Genomic DNA, 13,698 nt, shown 5'->3' with positions numbered 1-13,698 from the left:
AGAAGTTTATACTGAGCGCAGCCGAAGTAAACCCGGTCTCTCGCTCTAAAGCCTTGTCTGTTTGATGAGGCTTTTTTTATTTTTCTCATGTTTAGAATTGGAACAAGATTTAAGGTGAGAAGTTTATACTGAGCGCAGCCGAAGTAAACCCGGTCTCTCGCTCTAAAGCCTTGTCTGTTTGATGAGGCTTTTTTTATGTTCATCAATAAGTTACAATTTTATTTGTGTTTTAAATGTTTGAATTTCAATGTGTATTATCTTAAATCTTTAAGTTCTGTACCACTTTCTATCTCATAAGGTGTTTTGTTGTACTCAAAAACCCTTGCTGTTAAAGGGCCTTTTAATTTTATGGAAGTTTCAGTAACCTGTAACCAACTGCCTTCCCTAAGTCCAATAACAGGTTGTGTGTGGTAAGCATGAAATTCTTTAATTCTCGTTTCCCTGGTTTCCCCCATGTGTTTGTTGTTTGGAATAGGGTCTAAATAATGTGGGTTGATATTAAACGGCATAAAGCTCAAAGCCTTAAAGCTGGGAGGATAAACAATGGGCATGTCGTTGGTGGTATTTATGGTCAAGCCACAAATATTACTTCCAGCACTTGTGCCTAAGTAGGGCGTTCCTTTAAGAACACTTTTTTTTAATGGTTCCAGCAAATTGTTTTTATAAAGTTGATACAAGAGTACAAATGTATTTCCTCCACCAGTAAAAATGGCTTCAGCGTTTTGGATGGCTTCAATGGGGTTTTCAAATTCATGAATGCCCATGACGTTTTTATCTATTTTTTTAAAAGCCTCTCTAGCCTTGATGGTGTAATCTTCATGCGAAATACCACTAGGTCTGGCATAGGGAATAAACACAATGGTATTTGCATCTTTAAAAAACAGGGCCAATTCATCCAGTAAATATTCTAAATAACCACTCCCATGAACGGTTGAGGTACTTGCTATAATTAAGTTTTTCATTTCCATTAATTTGTTGTAAATTTAAGTAAATACTGCCTGTAACAAAAGTTAAATGGGTTTGTGTTTTAACTTGCTAACCTTCAAAAAATTAAGCTATGAAATTATTTTTGCCTTTAATTGCCTTTTTTATGTTCTTGTCTTTTGGCATGGCCCAAAACGATAGTAGAATTGAAATTTCCGGAAAAGTAATTGTGGATTCCAACGATGTGGAAGGGCTTACGGTTACCAACATCACTTCAAATAGAATTGCCGTTACAGATTTTAATGGCGAGTTCCGTATTGATGTTGCGTTAAACGACAAGATAAAAATCTCTGCCTTACAATACAATACCATTCTTGTAATAGTTACCGATGAGATTTTAAAATCCAAACAGTTGACCGTATTTCTGGATGAACATGTAACTGCCTTGGATGAAGTGGTTATTTTACCTTTTAACCTTACAGGCGACCTGGAAACAGACCTGACCAAAGTGAGAACCTTTAACCCAAAATTTGAAACCATTTACTTTGGGAATGTGTTGTCTAATGAAAATCAATACACAGATATACAATATCAAGAGGTTGAAAATACCATTCTAAGACAAGGTAGGTTCTACAATGGTGTTGATTTGGTGAAAATTACCAATTGGTTGGTAAAACCTCTTTTTAATTCGGGAAATACATCTAAGGAAACCAATAAAAAAGATACCAATTACGCTGTTTTAAGGGATACTTACACGAAAGATTTTATAAGCACAAATTTTAATATTCCAGAAGATCAGGTAACCGATTTTATAGCTTTTGCTGAAGCTAACAATACTGATATGTCGCTTTATGAAGAAGGAAAAGATATTGAATTAATTCAGTATTTGGTAGATCAAAGTAAGTTGTATTTAAATACAGAAATGTCTAAAAATTAGTTCAGGTCAAGGTCTAGTAAATCCTTTGCCTATTTTAAAAATGTATAAATTGATGGTTGGATGAGGTTCAGGGTTTTAACATAAGTTTAGTTTGGTGTTGTATTTATTTTAAGATTTGATATCCTTTCTTTATCAAACTAAACCGAACCAATTTGAACCAACCTATCCTGACCATTACATTTTTTATTGTTACTTCCAGTTTTTATGCTCAACAAATCAATCGAATTGAAGTTTCAGGGAAACTAAGCGCAACCAACGATGTGGAAGGTGTTACCATTTTTAACACCTCTTCCAGTAAAGGAACAGTTGCAGATTCTCAAGGAAATTTTATTTTAGAAGTAGCTCTAAACGATGTTCTTGAAATTTCAGCTTTGCAATATGAAGCCAAAAAAGTAGTTGTAAATACAGATGTAATAGCTTCAAGGTACTTACGTCTTTTTTTAGTGGATAAAGTAAATGCTTTAAAAGAAGTTCTTTTGTTGCCTTCACAACTTTCCGGAAACTTATTGAATGATATAGACAATGTCGTGGCTCTAAAAGAGCTGCATATCAACTTTGGAAATATCAATGAAATGGAATTTCCTGAAGACGAATTCACAAAAGTAGATAATAAGATACTTAAACAAGGGCAACTTGTCAATGGCTTGAATATTGCCAGTGTTGTAGGTCTCAATAAATTAATAAACAGACCTGTAAAAAAGCGTTTTTTGCCAAAAGAAGAGATAAAATTAGAAGAGCAACTAGCTATACAATATACACCTGAATTTTTTTATACAAATTATCAAATTCCTTTAGAACTTGTTGATGTTTTTATAAGTTTTGTTGTTGTAAACGGTTTAACCGAAAACCTCTTGCAAGAAGGAGAAGAATTCCAGCTATTGGAGTTTATACTGAAACAGAGTTTAGAATTTAAAAAGCAGAAAGATGAAAAAAATTAAGAAATTTCTGTACTTGCTTTTGATGCTTTGTTTTCAAACAATAATCTCTCAAACAGTTGAAATTACTGGAAAAGTAACTACAACTTCAGATGCAGAAAATATTCATGTTATCAACAAAACAGCTCAGGTTTTTACAAGTACCAATGCCTTTGGGAGTTTTAAAATTTCAGCAAAACTAAACGATACTTTGCAGTTTACGTCCATTCAGCATAAAATCAAAGAAGTGGTTGTAAATGCCACAATAATTTTAGAGAAAGCATTGGAAGTGCATCTGGAAGAACTCACCTATGCTTTGGACGAAGTGGTCGTTGGCCGTATGCTTTCAGGAGATTTAATGCAAGATATTGCAGATGTAGAAGGTTCTCCTGTTACTGCCAAACAATTGGGTATTCCAAGCTATCAAGGAAAATTAAAGACACAAAGCGAACGGAAACTAAATGAAGCTACCACAGGTGGAGGATTTATTCCTCTGTTTCCTATCATAAATGCCATAACAGGAAGAACCAAACAATTAAAAAACCAAATAAAACTGGAGCGTAAAGACGATTTGTTGGATGATGTTAGAAAAAGAACAGAAACCATTTTGTTTTCCAATGCAAGGCTTTCAGAAACTTTAAGAACCGATTTTTTCTATTTTTGTTCCGATGATCCCGATTTCATTAGGCGTTGTAAAGCAAAAAGTGACCTGGAAATTTTGGAATTTTTAAATGAAAAACTCGTTCAATATAAAGCCAATATAAAAACTGAAACCAATTAATGGTTCTGGAACACTTTTTGACCTTTTAAAAATGATTAGCTTTGCTTAACCATACATGACATTTTTGATATGCTGTTTATAAAAAAAACCATTCTTGTTTTACTCCTGCCATTGTTGGCTTTTACAACCTTTCATAAATATTATGTAAGCGTTACCCAAATTGAATATGTAAAGAAACAACAGTCGGTTCAAATCATTTCAAGGATCTTTCTGGACGATTTTGAAGATGTGCTCCAAGCACGTTACAACGAAAAACTGTTTTTAGGACCACAAATGGAAACAGTAGACGCCAATTTTTATATAGAAAGATACCTGAAAACCAAAATGATCATGAAAATAAATGGTGAAGAAAAAACACTCAACTTTATTGGTAAAGAATATGAAAACGATATTGTAGTGTGCTACTTGGAAATAGAAGGTGTTAAAAACATTGATACTTTTGAAATAGAAAACACGGTTCTTTTTGATTTATATGCTGAACAACAGAATATTGTAAGAACCAAAATCAATTCAAAAAACAAAAGCTTCATCCTTATAAAAGAAAATGATAAAGGTTTGTTAAACTTTAAATAAAGTGAATTAATCCTAAAAAAATATCGTTATTTTTCCCTTCAATTTTTTCTAACTAATTTTTAACATTTAACATTCTTTTTTAAAAAAACCATTAAAGTAATTAAAAATAAATGTTTTACAAGACCAATTAAAACAGTAATATCCAACGCATGAAAACACTAAAGTATCTTTTTCTTTCTGTTTTGTTTCTTTCGGTAAATGTGTATGCCCAAGAACAAGAAAAGCCAGTCCGTAAACCAGGACACACAAACAACAATAAGTTCAAACAACTTTATGATGAGTTTTCCACTCCCAACATGTTCCGTACAGCTTCTGGAGCTCCAGGACCTGCATACTATCAGCAACAGGCAGATTATAAAATGGACATTGTTTTAGACGATAAAAACGCTAAAATTTCTGGATTCGAAACCATTACGTATACAAACAATTCCCCAGACCAATTAAAATACCTTTGGGTGCAACTGGATCAAAACGTGAGAGCCAAAGACTCAAAATCCCCTTTAATTGAAGGAGGAGGCTTTGCTCCAGCACAACAGGCTTCAACTTTTGCAAGTACTTATATGACAGATGGTTTTGATGGAGGCTTTAATATTCAAGAAGTAAAAGATACCAATGGTAATAATTTACCACACACAATTAACCAAACCATGATGCGTGTGGAGCTGCCTAAACCATTAAACACAGGCGAAAAATTTTCATTTTCCATTAAATGGTGGTATAACATTAACGACCACGTGAATGGGAGAGGACGTTCTGGTTACGAATACTTCCCAGAAGATGGAAACAGAGCCTATGTAATTGCTCAATTCTATCCAAGAATGGCTGTGTACAACGATGTGGAAGGATGGCAAAACTCACAATTTTGGGGTCGTGATGAATTTGCTTTGCCATTTGGAAATTTTGAAGTGAATATTACAGTGCCTGCAGACCATATTCTAGATGGTACCGGAAAATTAATGAACAGAAAAGAAGTGTTTACAAAAGAAATGATGAAGCGTTACGAAAAAGCTCAGAAATCTTATGATAAACCAGTAATTATTGTATCGCAAGAAGAAGCCGAAGCAGCTGAAAAAGGCTTTTCAGATAAAACAAAGACTTGGAAACTGTACGCAGAAAATGTGCGTGATTTTGGATTTGCAACCTCAAGGAAATTTATTTGGGACATGATGGCTGTTAAAATTGGAGATAAAGATGTCATGGCTGTTTCCATGTATCCAAAAGAAGGAAATCCACTTTGGGAAGAATGGTCAACTTATGCAGTAGCAGCCACCTTAAAAACATATTCAAGGATGACTTTTGAATATCCATATCACAAAGCCATTTCAGTTCATGCAAAAAATCAAGGGATGGAATATCCAATGATTTGCTGGAATTATGGTCGTCCTGATGAAAACGGAAATTATAGTGACAGAACAAAGTATGGAATGATTAGCGTTATTATTCATGAAGTCGGACATAACTATTTTCCAATGATTGTAAACAGTGACGAGCGTCAATGGACCTGGATGGATGAAGGTTTGAACACCTTTTTGCAGTATGTGGCAGAACAGGATTTTGGAGAATGGCATCCAGATGCACTTTCGCCAGGACATGATAAATACCCATCAAGACGTGGCCCAGCTGCAAACATAGTGCCTTATATGGGAGGCGATCAGGATTTTATTGCGCCAATAATGACCAAAGGTTTAAACACCTATCAATTTGGTAACAATGCATACGGAAAACCAGCAACAGCCCTTAATATATTGCGCGAAACCGTTATGGGACGCGAGTTGTTTGATTATGCGTTTAAAGAATATGCCAACCGTTGGATGTTTAAACACCCAACTCCAGAAGATTTCTTTAGAACCATGGAAGATGCCTCTGCCTTCGATTTGGATTGGTTTTGGAGAGGTTGGTTCTATACAACCGATTATGTAGATATAGGGGTAAAAGAAGTAAAGAAATTTTATGTGTCTTCAGAGCCTAACGAGTACGCTAAAATGATGGCCAAACGTTATGGTATGGAACTGTCTGATTTGCCTCCATTGGTTTTTATGGTTGAAGAAGGAAGTGAAGAGTTTAAAGAAGACATGAAAAATGGGTCTCTTTTAGACAATTCAATCCCTTTAAAGGAATATGTTATGGATAATTTTACTGAGGCTGAACGTGCCAATATTAAAACACCTAAATATTTCTATAATGTAACATTTGATAAACCAGGAGGACTGGTTATGCCAATTATTGTAGAGTATACCTATGCAGATGGTACCACTAAAACAGATCATTATCCAGCAGAAATCTGGAGGTTGAATGATAAAGAGGTTAGTAAGTCGGTTGCATCAGATAAGGAAATTGTTAAAATAACAGTAGATCCAAACCTGGAAACAGCAGATGTGGACACATCAAACAATTCCTGGCCAAAAGAAGTTTCTGAAAGTGATTTCGATAAATTTAAAAATGAAGTTAGAGATTAACACCAAACGTTAAATATTTAAAAGCCGACCATAAAAATGAGTCGGCTTTTTTTATTCTCAACTAGCAACTCACTATATTTGCATTGTGATACAAGCAAGCATATTATTATTTATAGGGACTACCGAAATCATGTTCATACTATTTATAGTTGTCATGGTTTTTGGTGCAGATAAAATTCCTGAAATCGCAAGAGGTTTGGGAAAAGGCATGCGCATGCTTAAAGATGCATCAAACGACATTAAGACCGAAATCACCAAAAGTGCCGAAAAAAATGGCATTGATACCAGCATTACCAAAGATGTGCAAGACGAACTCAATAAGGTAAAAGACGACCTAGAAGATTTTACAGGCTCTGTAAGACGAAAAATGTAAAATTCCAGTAGACAGGAGAATCTATTTATTCAACGTGATTTTATTATAAACGTAAGGTAAATAATTCCTGCTTTTCCCATGTATCTTTTGTTTTGTGATTTTTTTTTTAACTTTAATAACGTTAATCACTTTAAAATCTATACATTATGAAAAAAATATTCTTATTACTTACATTTGTTTTTTCTATGTTTATTGTTTCTTGTGATAATGAAACTGATAATATTCAGGAGTCTTCAGATGTTACTAACGAAAAAATGGACAGTTTTATTAATTCTAATATAGGTATTGATAAAAACGGACAGTTCGAATTTACAGTTGCCGAAAATACAATCTTAAAAGCAGTTAAAGAATATTCAAATACCTTTGATTTAGATATTGAACCACAATCTATAAAAATAATAGATATAGACGCTAAAAAATACCTACGTATCTACAGTAAAAATGATTATGTTTCAACTGTTGCTTTAGTTTTGGATAACCAAAATAATTATAGAGTTGATAAGACTGTTTGTACATCAATAGCATGTGCTAGTGGAGGAGGTTGCATACCAAATGGATCCTATTGTACTGAGTGTTATGGAAGCAATGGATTGAAAGGAGACTGTAAAAGAACAACTACTGGAGGTTAAACAAAATTCTAGTCTATAAATTTAAACCTCGCTTTTTTTTATTTGTGAGGTTTTTTTACATATTTAACTCTTGAAGTCACATAGAGTTCCGAAAAAGTAGCATTGATAAACAGTATCACCAAAGATGTGCAAGACGAAATCAATAAGGTAAAAGACGATTTAGAAGATTTTACAGGTTCTGTTAGTCCAAAAATGTGATGTTCCTACATATTTAATATTTTGCGATACTTGTTCATGGACAGGAAAGAAATTGCATTGATCAATCCTATTTTTTCCTACTTATAGTTAGCCCATCACGAATGGGTAATATAATGGTTTCAACCCGTTTATCTTCTTTTAATGATTTATTGTAGGCTTTAAGAGCTAGTGTAGCTTTATCTTCTTTTTTAAGTTTTGTTTCCAATATTTTGCCACTCCACAATACGTTATCAGATAAAATGATGCCTCCAGGGTTTAACTTATCTATTATAAGTTCAAAGTAGCTTGCATAATTCTCTTTGTCGGCATCAATAAACACTATATCAAAAGTGTCTTTCAATAGTGGAATAATTTCCAAAGCATTTCCTAAATGCTGATGGATTTGGTTGCCATAAGGCGATAAGTCAAAATATTTGCGTTGAAAATCCACCAATTCCTCATTCACATCTATGGTATGTAAAGAGCCATTTTCTTTAAGTCCTTCAGCTAAACATAGCGCAGAATAACCTGTATAAGTGCCAATTTCTAGGATGCAAGTTGGGTTCACCAATTTTGAGATCATGCTTAACACACGACCTTGGTAGTGACCACTAAGCATGCGTGGTTGCAATATTTTTTGATATGTTTCCCGTGTTAACTGTTGTAATAATTGGGGTTCATTTTCTGAATGAGCCACTACATATTCGTCTATTTTCTCTGGTAAAAAGTGCATGGTGTTTATGATATAGTGTCTTGTCTAGCGCAGTCAAGACCTTCTTTGTTTTTCGGATTATATTTTGAATGAGTTGCATTTCTACATTCGGCTAAAATTTGTAATAAGTTGGAATTTCCCTTAGCCAATGCTAACTTCTTTTTTCTACTCCATGTTTTTATTTTCTTCTCAAAACAGATCGCTTGATTAGCATCATTAAATTCTTGTTTAAAAATCGATTTTAAAGGCCTTCTTTTATAAGCAAAACAACTTTTATTTAAACCTTGTTGATGCTCCTCAAAGCGTCTAGATATTATTGGTAATTCCTTTGTAAGTTAATCCATCTGGACATTTTAATATGTACGCATAAGTGATTTCATTTTAAACCTCTCGACTGTGATCGACGAGACATATTATCCTAAAATCCTATTTACTAATTTTTGCTTCGCTTCATTATCATCACCACATAACCATTGGATGACATTGTCTTCCCAAATGGCATCCCGTTCATTACTGTTTATAATGTTTTGTTCAACAGCCAAATCCAATATTTTACCAGGATAAGAAGATTGTTTTTCACTTTCCATTTCACCTAAAGGATAAGGGTCGTCCAGTCCCATCAATACTTGTTTGGAGCCCTGGTTTTTTATAAGCAATTGTAAGCCTCCTGTATCATGGACCAAAGTGTCAAAAAAGATGTTTTTATGGCCAACGGCTTTTCTTGGATGACTCTTGCCTTCAAATAAATCCGGTCTGCCATCAAAACCTTGAATACGTCTTCCTAAGTTAATTTGTGCCAGTTGTCCTCCATGGGCAAAACAGGTACGCATGTTTGGATATTTGTCTTGATATCCGTTTAAGGTTAGAAAATGATAAGCGTCAGCACATTGAGCTAACATCCATATTAAATGAAAACGCCAAGAGGTGTTTTCTAGTTTAATGAATTTTTCACCATCGTAAGGATGGATTTCAACTGCCAGATTATATTTGTTTGCCAATTCAAAAATGGGTTCGTTTTCTTCATCAAAAATACAACGCCAAGTTCCTATGGTGTCCATGTAATGGGTTGGTAAACACAGTAATTGCATGCCTAATTCTTCCACACATCGTTCAATTTCCCAACAGGCTCCACGAACAAAACCAGGATGCACAACAAAACCACAGGTAAATTTACTGGGGTTTTCACGTTGGATTTTAGCATTAAAATCGTTTTGAAAACGTAAGGCTTGTTTCATTTCTTCCACACGTAGGCCGTTTCCGTATAATTGGGATAAATTAAGTACCACTGCATGATCTATTTTAAAGCGTTCCATCCATGCCAGTTTTTCATCCAGAAAAAAACTTGAATCGGTTATTGGGCGATTCCAGTCTTTTTGAAGCATAAATTTCCGGTCTTTATCTACCCAAAAAATGCCTTTATCTTTCATAAACTGAGGTATTTCCTCTGGATAGGGAAGTAGGTGAGAGTGACCGTTTATTCTTAATTTGCGATTTTCCATAGTTGTCATTGTTAGTCCTAAAACATCGGACAAGGCAATTTTTTAAGTTTTAGTTAGATTCTTCACTGCGTTCAGAATGACAATTATTCTTCAATCTGTACTTTTTTAGGTGGTTGCATGACTTCGTCACAATTAGGACATGTGCGTTTGTCTTTGTCGCCATAATATTTATCAAAAATTACAGGCATGTCGGTTTCAATATTTTCAACTGTAAAATCTTCTTCATACAGTTTGGTGGTACAATTTTCGCAGAACCAAAGTAGGGCGTCCTGAACCCCTTTCTCTCTAGGATATTCTATTACCAATCCCACAGTGTTGGCTCCACGTTGTGGAGAATGAGGGACTTTTGGTGGTAATAAAAAAATGTCTCCTTCCTTAATATGAATGTCTTTGGGTTTGCCATCATCAATCACTTTTAACACCATGTCGCCTTCAATTTGATAGAAAAACTCTGGAGTTTCGTTGTAGTGATAATCTTTTCTGCTATTGGGTCCACCAACAACCATCACGATAAAATCACCATCTTTCCAAACCACTTTATTACCAACAGGTGGTTTTAAAAGATGTCTGTTTTCTTCAATCCAAGCTTTGAAATTAATAGGAGAAACTAGTTTGCTCATAATTATATTTTTATATGTCATTGTGAAGCAAATTTTTATTTGCTGTGTAAATCTTTTTTAGATATTTCCACCTCTCCCGATTGCTATCAGGATTCCTCGTAATGACAGGTTATTTAAATTGAACCATAAAGTTACAAAGATTTTGTTCTTCCACCATCCACAGGAAGGTTAATTCCGTTAATGTAACTAGCACATTCACTAGCTAAAAAAGTGACTGCATAAGCCAATTCTTCTGGTTTCGCAAAGCGTTTGGCAGGAATGGCTTGTTTCATGGCATTTGCAGCCTCTTCTTCCGTGTTTCCTGTTTTAGCCGATTTGTTTTTAATGATTTCTGTTAAGCGTTCGGTTCCTGTGGCTCCAGGCAGGACATTGTTTACTGTAATTCCAAAAGAACCCAGTTCATTAGCTAAGGTCTTACTCCAGTTTGCTACAGCGCCACGAATGGTATTACTTACACCTAAGCCATCCAGAGGCTGTTTAACAGAGGTTGAAATGATATTGATAATACGTCCATAACCAGCTTCTTTCATGAAAGGAACGACTGCTTGTGCTAACACGTGATTGCACTTTAAATGTTGCGTAAAAGCGCTTTCAAATTCATTTAATTCAGCCGTAAAAACTGGACCTCCTTTTGGGCCTCCAGTATTGTTTACCAGAATATGAAACCCATGCTTGTTAGAAACATACTTTGATACTTTTGCTTTTAATTCTTCAGGATTAGAAAAATCTGCTACAATATAATCGTGGTTTCTATGTTGAGGTAATTCAGCCAGAACAGTTTTTAATTTGTCTTCGTTTCTTGCAATTAGTGTCACAATTGCACCTTCAGCAGCTAAAGACATAGCTGTGGCTTTTCCAATTCCTGCTGTGCTACCACAAACTAAAGCGTATTTGTTGTTTAAGTTTAGATTCATTTTTTTTAGATAAAAGATTCAAGAATCAAGAATCAAGATAGTTTCGGTCTTGGTTCTTGGTTCTATAGTCTTGGTTCTTTAGTATTTTATACAAACATTCTTCGCTTCGGTAAAAAAGCGCAAGGCTTCAAAACCACCTTCCCTACCAACTCCTGAAGCTTTTACACCTCCAAAAGGGGTTCTTAAATCACGCATCATCCAAGTGTTCACCCAAACAATTCCAGCTTGTAATTGGTGGCTCATTCGCATGGTTCGTTTTAAATTATTGGTCCATAATGTGGCTGATAAGCCATATTTTACTTTGTTTGCCATTTGTAAGACTTCATCCTCTCTATTGAAAGGCATGATAGTAACCACAGGTCCAAAAATTTCTTCTTGATTCACACGGCAATCGTCGTTAGGAACTTCTATAACTGTTGGTTCTAAATAATAACCATTTTCAAAACCTTCAACAATGACTTTATTTCCTCCACAAAGAATTTTGCCATTTTCCTCTTTAGCAATATGGATGTAATCCATCACTTTTTCAAGATGAGGTTTGGAAACCAAAGCACCAATATTTGTTGTTGCTTCTGAAGGATGCCCAACTTTTAGGTTTTTTACCTTTTCTACAAAATCTTTTTTGAATGTATCATAAATCGAGGCTTCAACAAAAATTCTGCTACCACACAAACAAATTTGTCCTTGATTTGCAAAAGAAGAGCGAACAGTTGTTTCCAGCATATCTTCATAATCGCAATCTGCGAAAATGATGTTTGGGTTTTTTCCACCCAATTCCAAAGATAATTTTTTAAACATAGGAGCAGCCACTTTGGCAATATGAGCTCCAGTGGCTGTTCCTCCAGTAAAGGAGATGGCTTTGATGTCTGGATGCTCAATAATGGCTTGTCCTGTTGTGGCACCTAAACCATGGACTATATTTAAAACACCTTTTGGAAGTCCAGCTTGACTGCAAATATCACCTAATAAAAAAGCAGTCATAGGTGTGACTTCACTAGGTTTGGCCACCACACAATTTCCAGCTGCAAGAGCTGGAGCAATTTTCCAAGTAAATAAATAGAGTGGCAGGTTCCATGGCGAAATACAACCAACAACTCCTAAAGGTTGGCGTAAGGTGTAATTTATGGCATCTTGACCAACACTCTCATGACTTTCACTGGAGAATTGTGTAATGGCATTTCCAAAGAATCTAAAATTACTTGCTGCTCTAGGAATATCTACAGCTTTAGCTAAACTTACAGGTTTGCCATTATCTTTGCTTTCGGCTTCTGAAAAACGTTGCAAGTTGGCTTCCAATAATTCTGAAATTTTAATGAGTATGCGACTACGTTCTTCCAAAGTGGTTTGACTCCAGCTAGGAAAAGCCGATTTGGCAGCGATATAGGCATTCTCAACATCTTCTTTTGATGAGTTTGGGATTTGTCCATAAACTTCACCAATGGCTGGATTGAAATTGTCCAACCAATCATTTGAAATTGGGTCGTGAAAGTTGCCGTTTATGTAGTTTTGAATGTGCATTTTATTTACAGGTCATAGACAAAAGATAAAAGAAAAGAGACGTCTTGGGTCTTTGTTCTCTTGTCCTGGTTCTTTTAGTCTTTTTTCTTATAAGCCATCACCTTAATTTCCACCACCAAATCTGGATGTGGTAATTGATGTACAGCTACTGTGGTTCTGGTTGGGCCAGTTTCTTTGTTAAAAAACTCTGCATAAGCTTTATTGTAACCTGCAAAGTCGTTCATATTAACTAAAAAGGTAGTCACATCCACAACATCTTTTAAACTGGCTCCTTCTTTTGCTAAGTTCTTTTCTATGTTTAATAAAACCTCACGGGTTTGAACTTCAATGTTTAGATGTTTGGTTCCCATTTCGTCAATTATATCAACACCAGCTATGGTATTGTCTGCTCTTCTGGAACTTGTTCCAGAAACAAAAATAAAATCGCCAACTCGCTTAGTATGTGGATAGGCTCCTCTTGGTGTTACATTAGTTCCTGCAGAAGCAGGAATCTCATTTTTTTTGTTACTCATAATTTTTCTTTTTTCTTGTTCATTTTGCCTTGATGCAAAACGAACCAAAAAATCACAATCAAAATTAGGAAATTGCTAAAGCATCATTCGTTTTCGGAATTACGTGCTTGAAGCTACGCTTCGCATCTTCACTCCTTCACTCATTATTTCTTAATTTTG

16 protein-coding genes are annotated in these 13,698 nt (G+C 35.0%); 7 read left to right on the top strand and 9 right to left on the bottom strand.

All coding sequences use genetic code 11. The features are described from left to right. On the bottom strand, positions 1 to 206 hold a 206-nt coding region (locus D778_RS14820; RefSeq protein WP_238307663.1), incomplete at its 3' end, for a hypothetical protein. Between the two features lie 48 nt (positions 207 to 254). Continuing rightward, positions 255 to 962 carry a dipeptidase PepE gene (gene pepE, locus D778_RS10995; protein WP_040492240.1) on the bottom strand — a complete coding sequence of 236 codons (708 nt, stop codon included), beginning with the start codon at positions 960 to 962 and terminating at the stop codon, positions 255 to 257. Positions 963 to 1,057: 95 nt separating this feature from the next. Between pepE and D778_RS14240 the strand changes: the two genes are divergently transcribed. The 7 genes from D778_RS14240 to D778_RS10960 all read left to right on the top strand — a co-directional run bounded on the left by D778_RS14240 (position 1,058) and on the right by D778_RS10960 (position 7,587). After that, positions 1,058 to 1,861 (top strand): peptidase associated/transthyretin-like domain-containing protein, encoded by an 804-nt coding sequence (locus D778_RS14240; RefSeq protein WP_007650632.1) that lies wholly within the window; start codon positions 1,058 to 1,060, stop codon positions 1,859 to 1,861. Between the two features lie 152 nt (positions 1,862 to 2,013). Further along, a complete protein-coding gene (locus D778_RS10985; protein ID WP_007650631.1) occupies positions 2,014 to 2,799 on the top strand; it encodes a carboxypeptidase-like regulatory domain-containing protein in 786 nt (261 codons plus the stop codon). Continuing rightward, entirely contained in the window at positions 2,786 to 3,556 is a 771-nt protein-coding gene (locus D778_RS10980; protein WP_007650630.1) for a hypothetical protein, read from the top strand. Before D778_RS10985 ends, D778_RS10980 begins: the two co-directional genes overlap by 14 nt. A gap of 69 nt (positions 3,557 to 3,625) precedes the next feature. Further along, positions 3,626 to 4,129, top strand: coding sequence for a DUF6702 family protein (locus D778_RS10975; RefSeq protein WP_007650629.1), 504 nt, complete (start codon positions 3,626 to 3,628; stop codon positions 4,127 to 4,129). 149 nt (positions 4,130 to 4,278) lie between these two features. After that, on the top strand, positions 4,279 to 6,585 hold the full coding sequence (locus D778_RS10970) for a M1 family metallopeptidase (protein WP_007650628.1): 2,307 nt from the start codon (positions 4,279 to 4,281) through the stop codon (positions 6,583 to 6,585). Positions 6,586 to 6,673: 88 nt separating this feature from the next. Beyond that, positions 6,674 to 6,958: a Sec-independent protein translocase subunit TatA/TatB gene (locus D778_RS10965; RefSeq protein ID WP_394330211.1), complete on the top strand. Its 285-nt coding sequence runs from the start codon at positions 6,674 to 6,676 to the stop codon at positions 6,956 to 6,958. Positions 6,959 to 7,104: 146 nt separating this feature from the next. Continuing rightward, positions 7,105 to 7,587 (top strand): hypothetical protein, encoded by a 483-nt coding sequence (locus D778_RS10960; RefSeq protein WP_007650625.1) that lies wholly within the window; start codon positions 7,105 to 7,107, stop codon positions 7,585 to 7,587. A gap of 265 nt (positions 7,588 to 7,852) precedes the next feature. On the opposite strand, the gene D778_RS10950 is transcribed toward D778_RS10960, so the two are convergent. From D778_RS10950 to D778_RS10925, 7 genes are all read right to left on the bottom strand, one after another. Continuing rightward, on the bottom strand, positions 7,853 to 8,497 hold the full coding sequence (locus tag D778_RS10950; protein ID WP_007650623.1) for an O-methyltransferase: 645 nt from the start codon (positions 8,495 to 8,497) through the stop codon (positions 7,853 to 7,855). Positions 8,498 to 8,502: 5 nt separating this feature from the next. Continuing rightward, complete coding sequence (locus D778_RS14435; RefSeq protein WP_316928588.1) at positions 8,503 to 8,790, bottom strand: GIY-YIG nuclease family protein; 288 nt, start codon at positions 8,788 to 8,790, stop codon at positions 8,503 to 8,505. A gap of 99 nt (positions 8,791 to 8,889) precedes the next feature. Next, positions 8,890 to 9,975, bottom strand: coding sequence for an amidohydrolase family protein (locus tag D778_RS10945; protein WP_040492236.1), 1,086 nt, complete (start codon positions 9,973 to 9,975; stop codon positions 8,890 to 8,892). A gap of 83 nt (positions 9,976 to 10,058) precedes the next feature. Next, on the bottom strand, positions 10,059 to 10,595 hold the full coding sequence (locus D778_RS10940) for a 3-hydroxyanthranilate 3,4-dioxygenase (RefSeq protein WP_007650619.1): 537 nt from the start codon (positions 10,593 to 10,595) through the stop codon (positions 10,059 to 10,061). Positions 10,596 to 10,726: 131 nt separating this feature from the next. Continuing rightward, entirely contained in the window at positions 10,727 to 11,509 is a 783-nt protein-coding gene (locus D778_RS10935) for an SDR family oxidoreductase (protein WP_007650617.1), read from the bottom strand. A 78-nt stretch (positions 11,510 to 11,587) separates the two neighbouring features. Continuing rightward, entirely contained in the window at positions 11,588 to 13,027 is a 1,440-nt protein-coding gene (locus tag D778_RS10930; protein ID WP_007650616.1) for an aldehyde dehydrogenase, read from the bottom strand. Positions 13,028 to 13,101: 74 nt separating this feature from the next. Then, positions 13,102 to 13,539 carry a RidA family protein gene (locus D778_RS10925; protein WP_007650613.1) on the bottom strand — a complete coding sequence of 146 codons (438 nt, stop codon included), beginning with the start codon at positions 13,537 to 13,539 and terminating at the stop codon, positions 13,102 to 13,104. Positions 13,540 to 13,698: the final 159 nt, after the last annotated feature.

This window comes from Xanthomarina gelatinilytica, assembly GCF_000348685.1.
GTDB classification, from domain to species: domain Bacteria; phylum Bacteroidota; class Bacteroidia; order Flavobacteriales; family Flavobacteriaceae; genus Xanthomarina; species Xanthomarina gelatinilytica.
The sequence above is the reverse complement of the archived record's forward strand: the minus strand, read 5'-3'. Positions and strand labels throughout refer to the sequence as shown.

Coding starts and splice junctions, on each gene's coding strand:
- pepE (WP_040492240.1), bottom strand. CDS start 962: ATGAAAAACTTAATTATAGCAAGTACCTCAACCGTTCATGGGAGTGGT.
- D778_RS14240 (WP_007650632.1), top strand. CDS start 1,058: ATGAAATTATTTTTGCCTTTAATTGCCTTTTTTATGTTCTTGTCTTTT.
- D778_RS10980 (WP_007650630.1), top strand. CDS start 2,786: ATGAAAAAAATTAAGAAATTTCTGTACTTGCTTTTGATGCTTTGTTTT.
- D778_RS10975 (WP_007650629.1), top strand. CDS start 3,626: ATGCTGTTTATAAAAAAAACCATTCTTGTTTTACTCCTGCCATTGTTG.
- D778_RS10970 (WP_007650628.1), top strand. CDS start 4,279: ATGAAAACACTAAAGTATCTTTTTCTTTCTGTTTTGTTTCTTTCGGTA.
- D778_RS10960 (WP_007650625.1), top strand. CDS start 7,105: ATGAAAAAAATATTCTTATTACTTACATTTGTTTTTTCTATGTTTATT.
- D778_RS10950 (WP_007650623.1), bottom strand. CDS start 8,497: ATGCACTTTTTACCAGAGAAAATAGACGAATATGTAGTGGCTCATTCA.
- D778_RS10945 (WP_040492236.1), bottom strand. CDS start 9,975: ATGGAAAATCGCAAATTAAGAATAAACGGTCACTCTCACCTACTTCCC.
- D778_RS10940 (WP_007650619.1), bottom strand. CDS start 10,595: ATGAGCAAACTAGTTTCTCCTATTAATTTCAAAGCTTGGATTGAAGAA.
- D778_RS10935 (WP_007650617.1), bottom strand. CDS start 11,509: ATGAATCTAAACTTAAACAACAAATACGCTTTAGTTTGTGGTAGCACA.
- D778_RS10930 (WP_007650616.1), bottom strand. CDS start 13,027: ATGCACATTCAAAACTACATAAACGGCAACTTTCACGACCCAATTTCA.
- D778_RS10925 (WP_007650613.1), bottom strand. CDS start 13,539: ATGAGTAACAAAAAAAATGAGATTCCTGCTTCTGCAGGAACTAATGTA.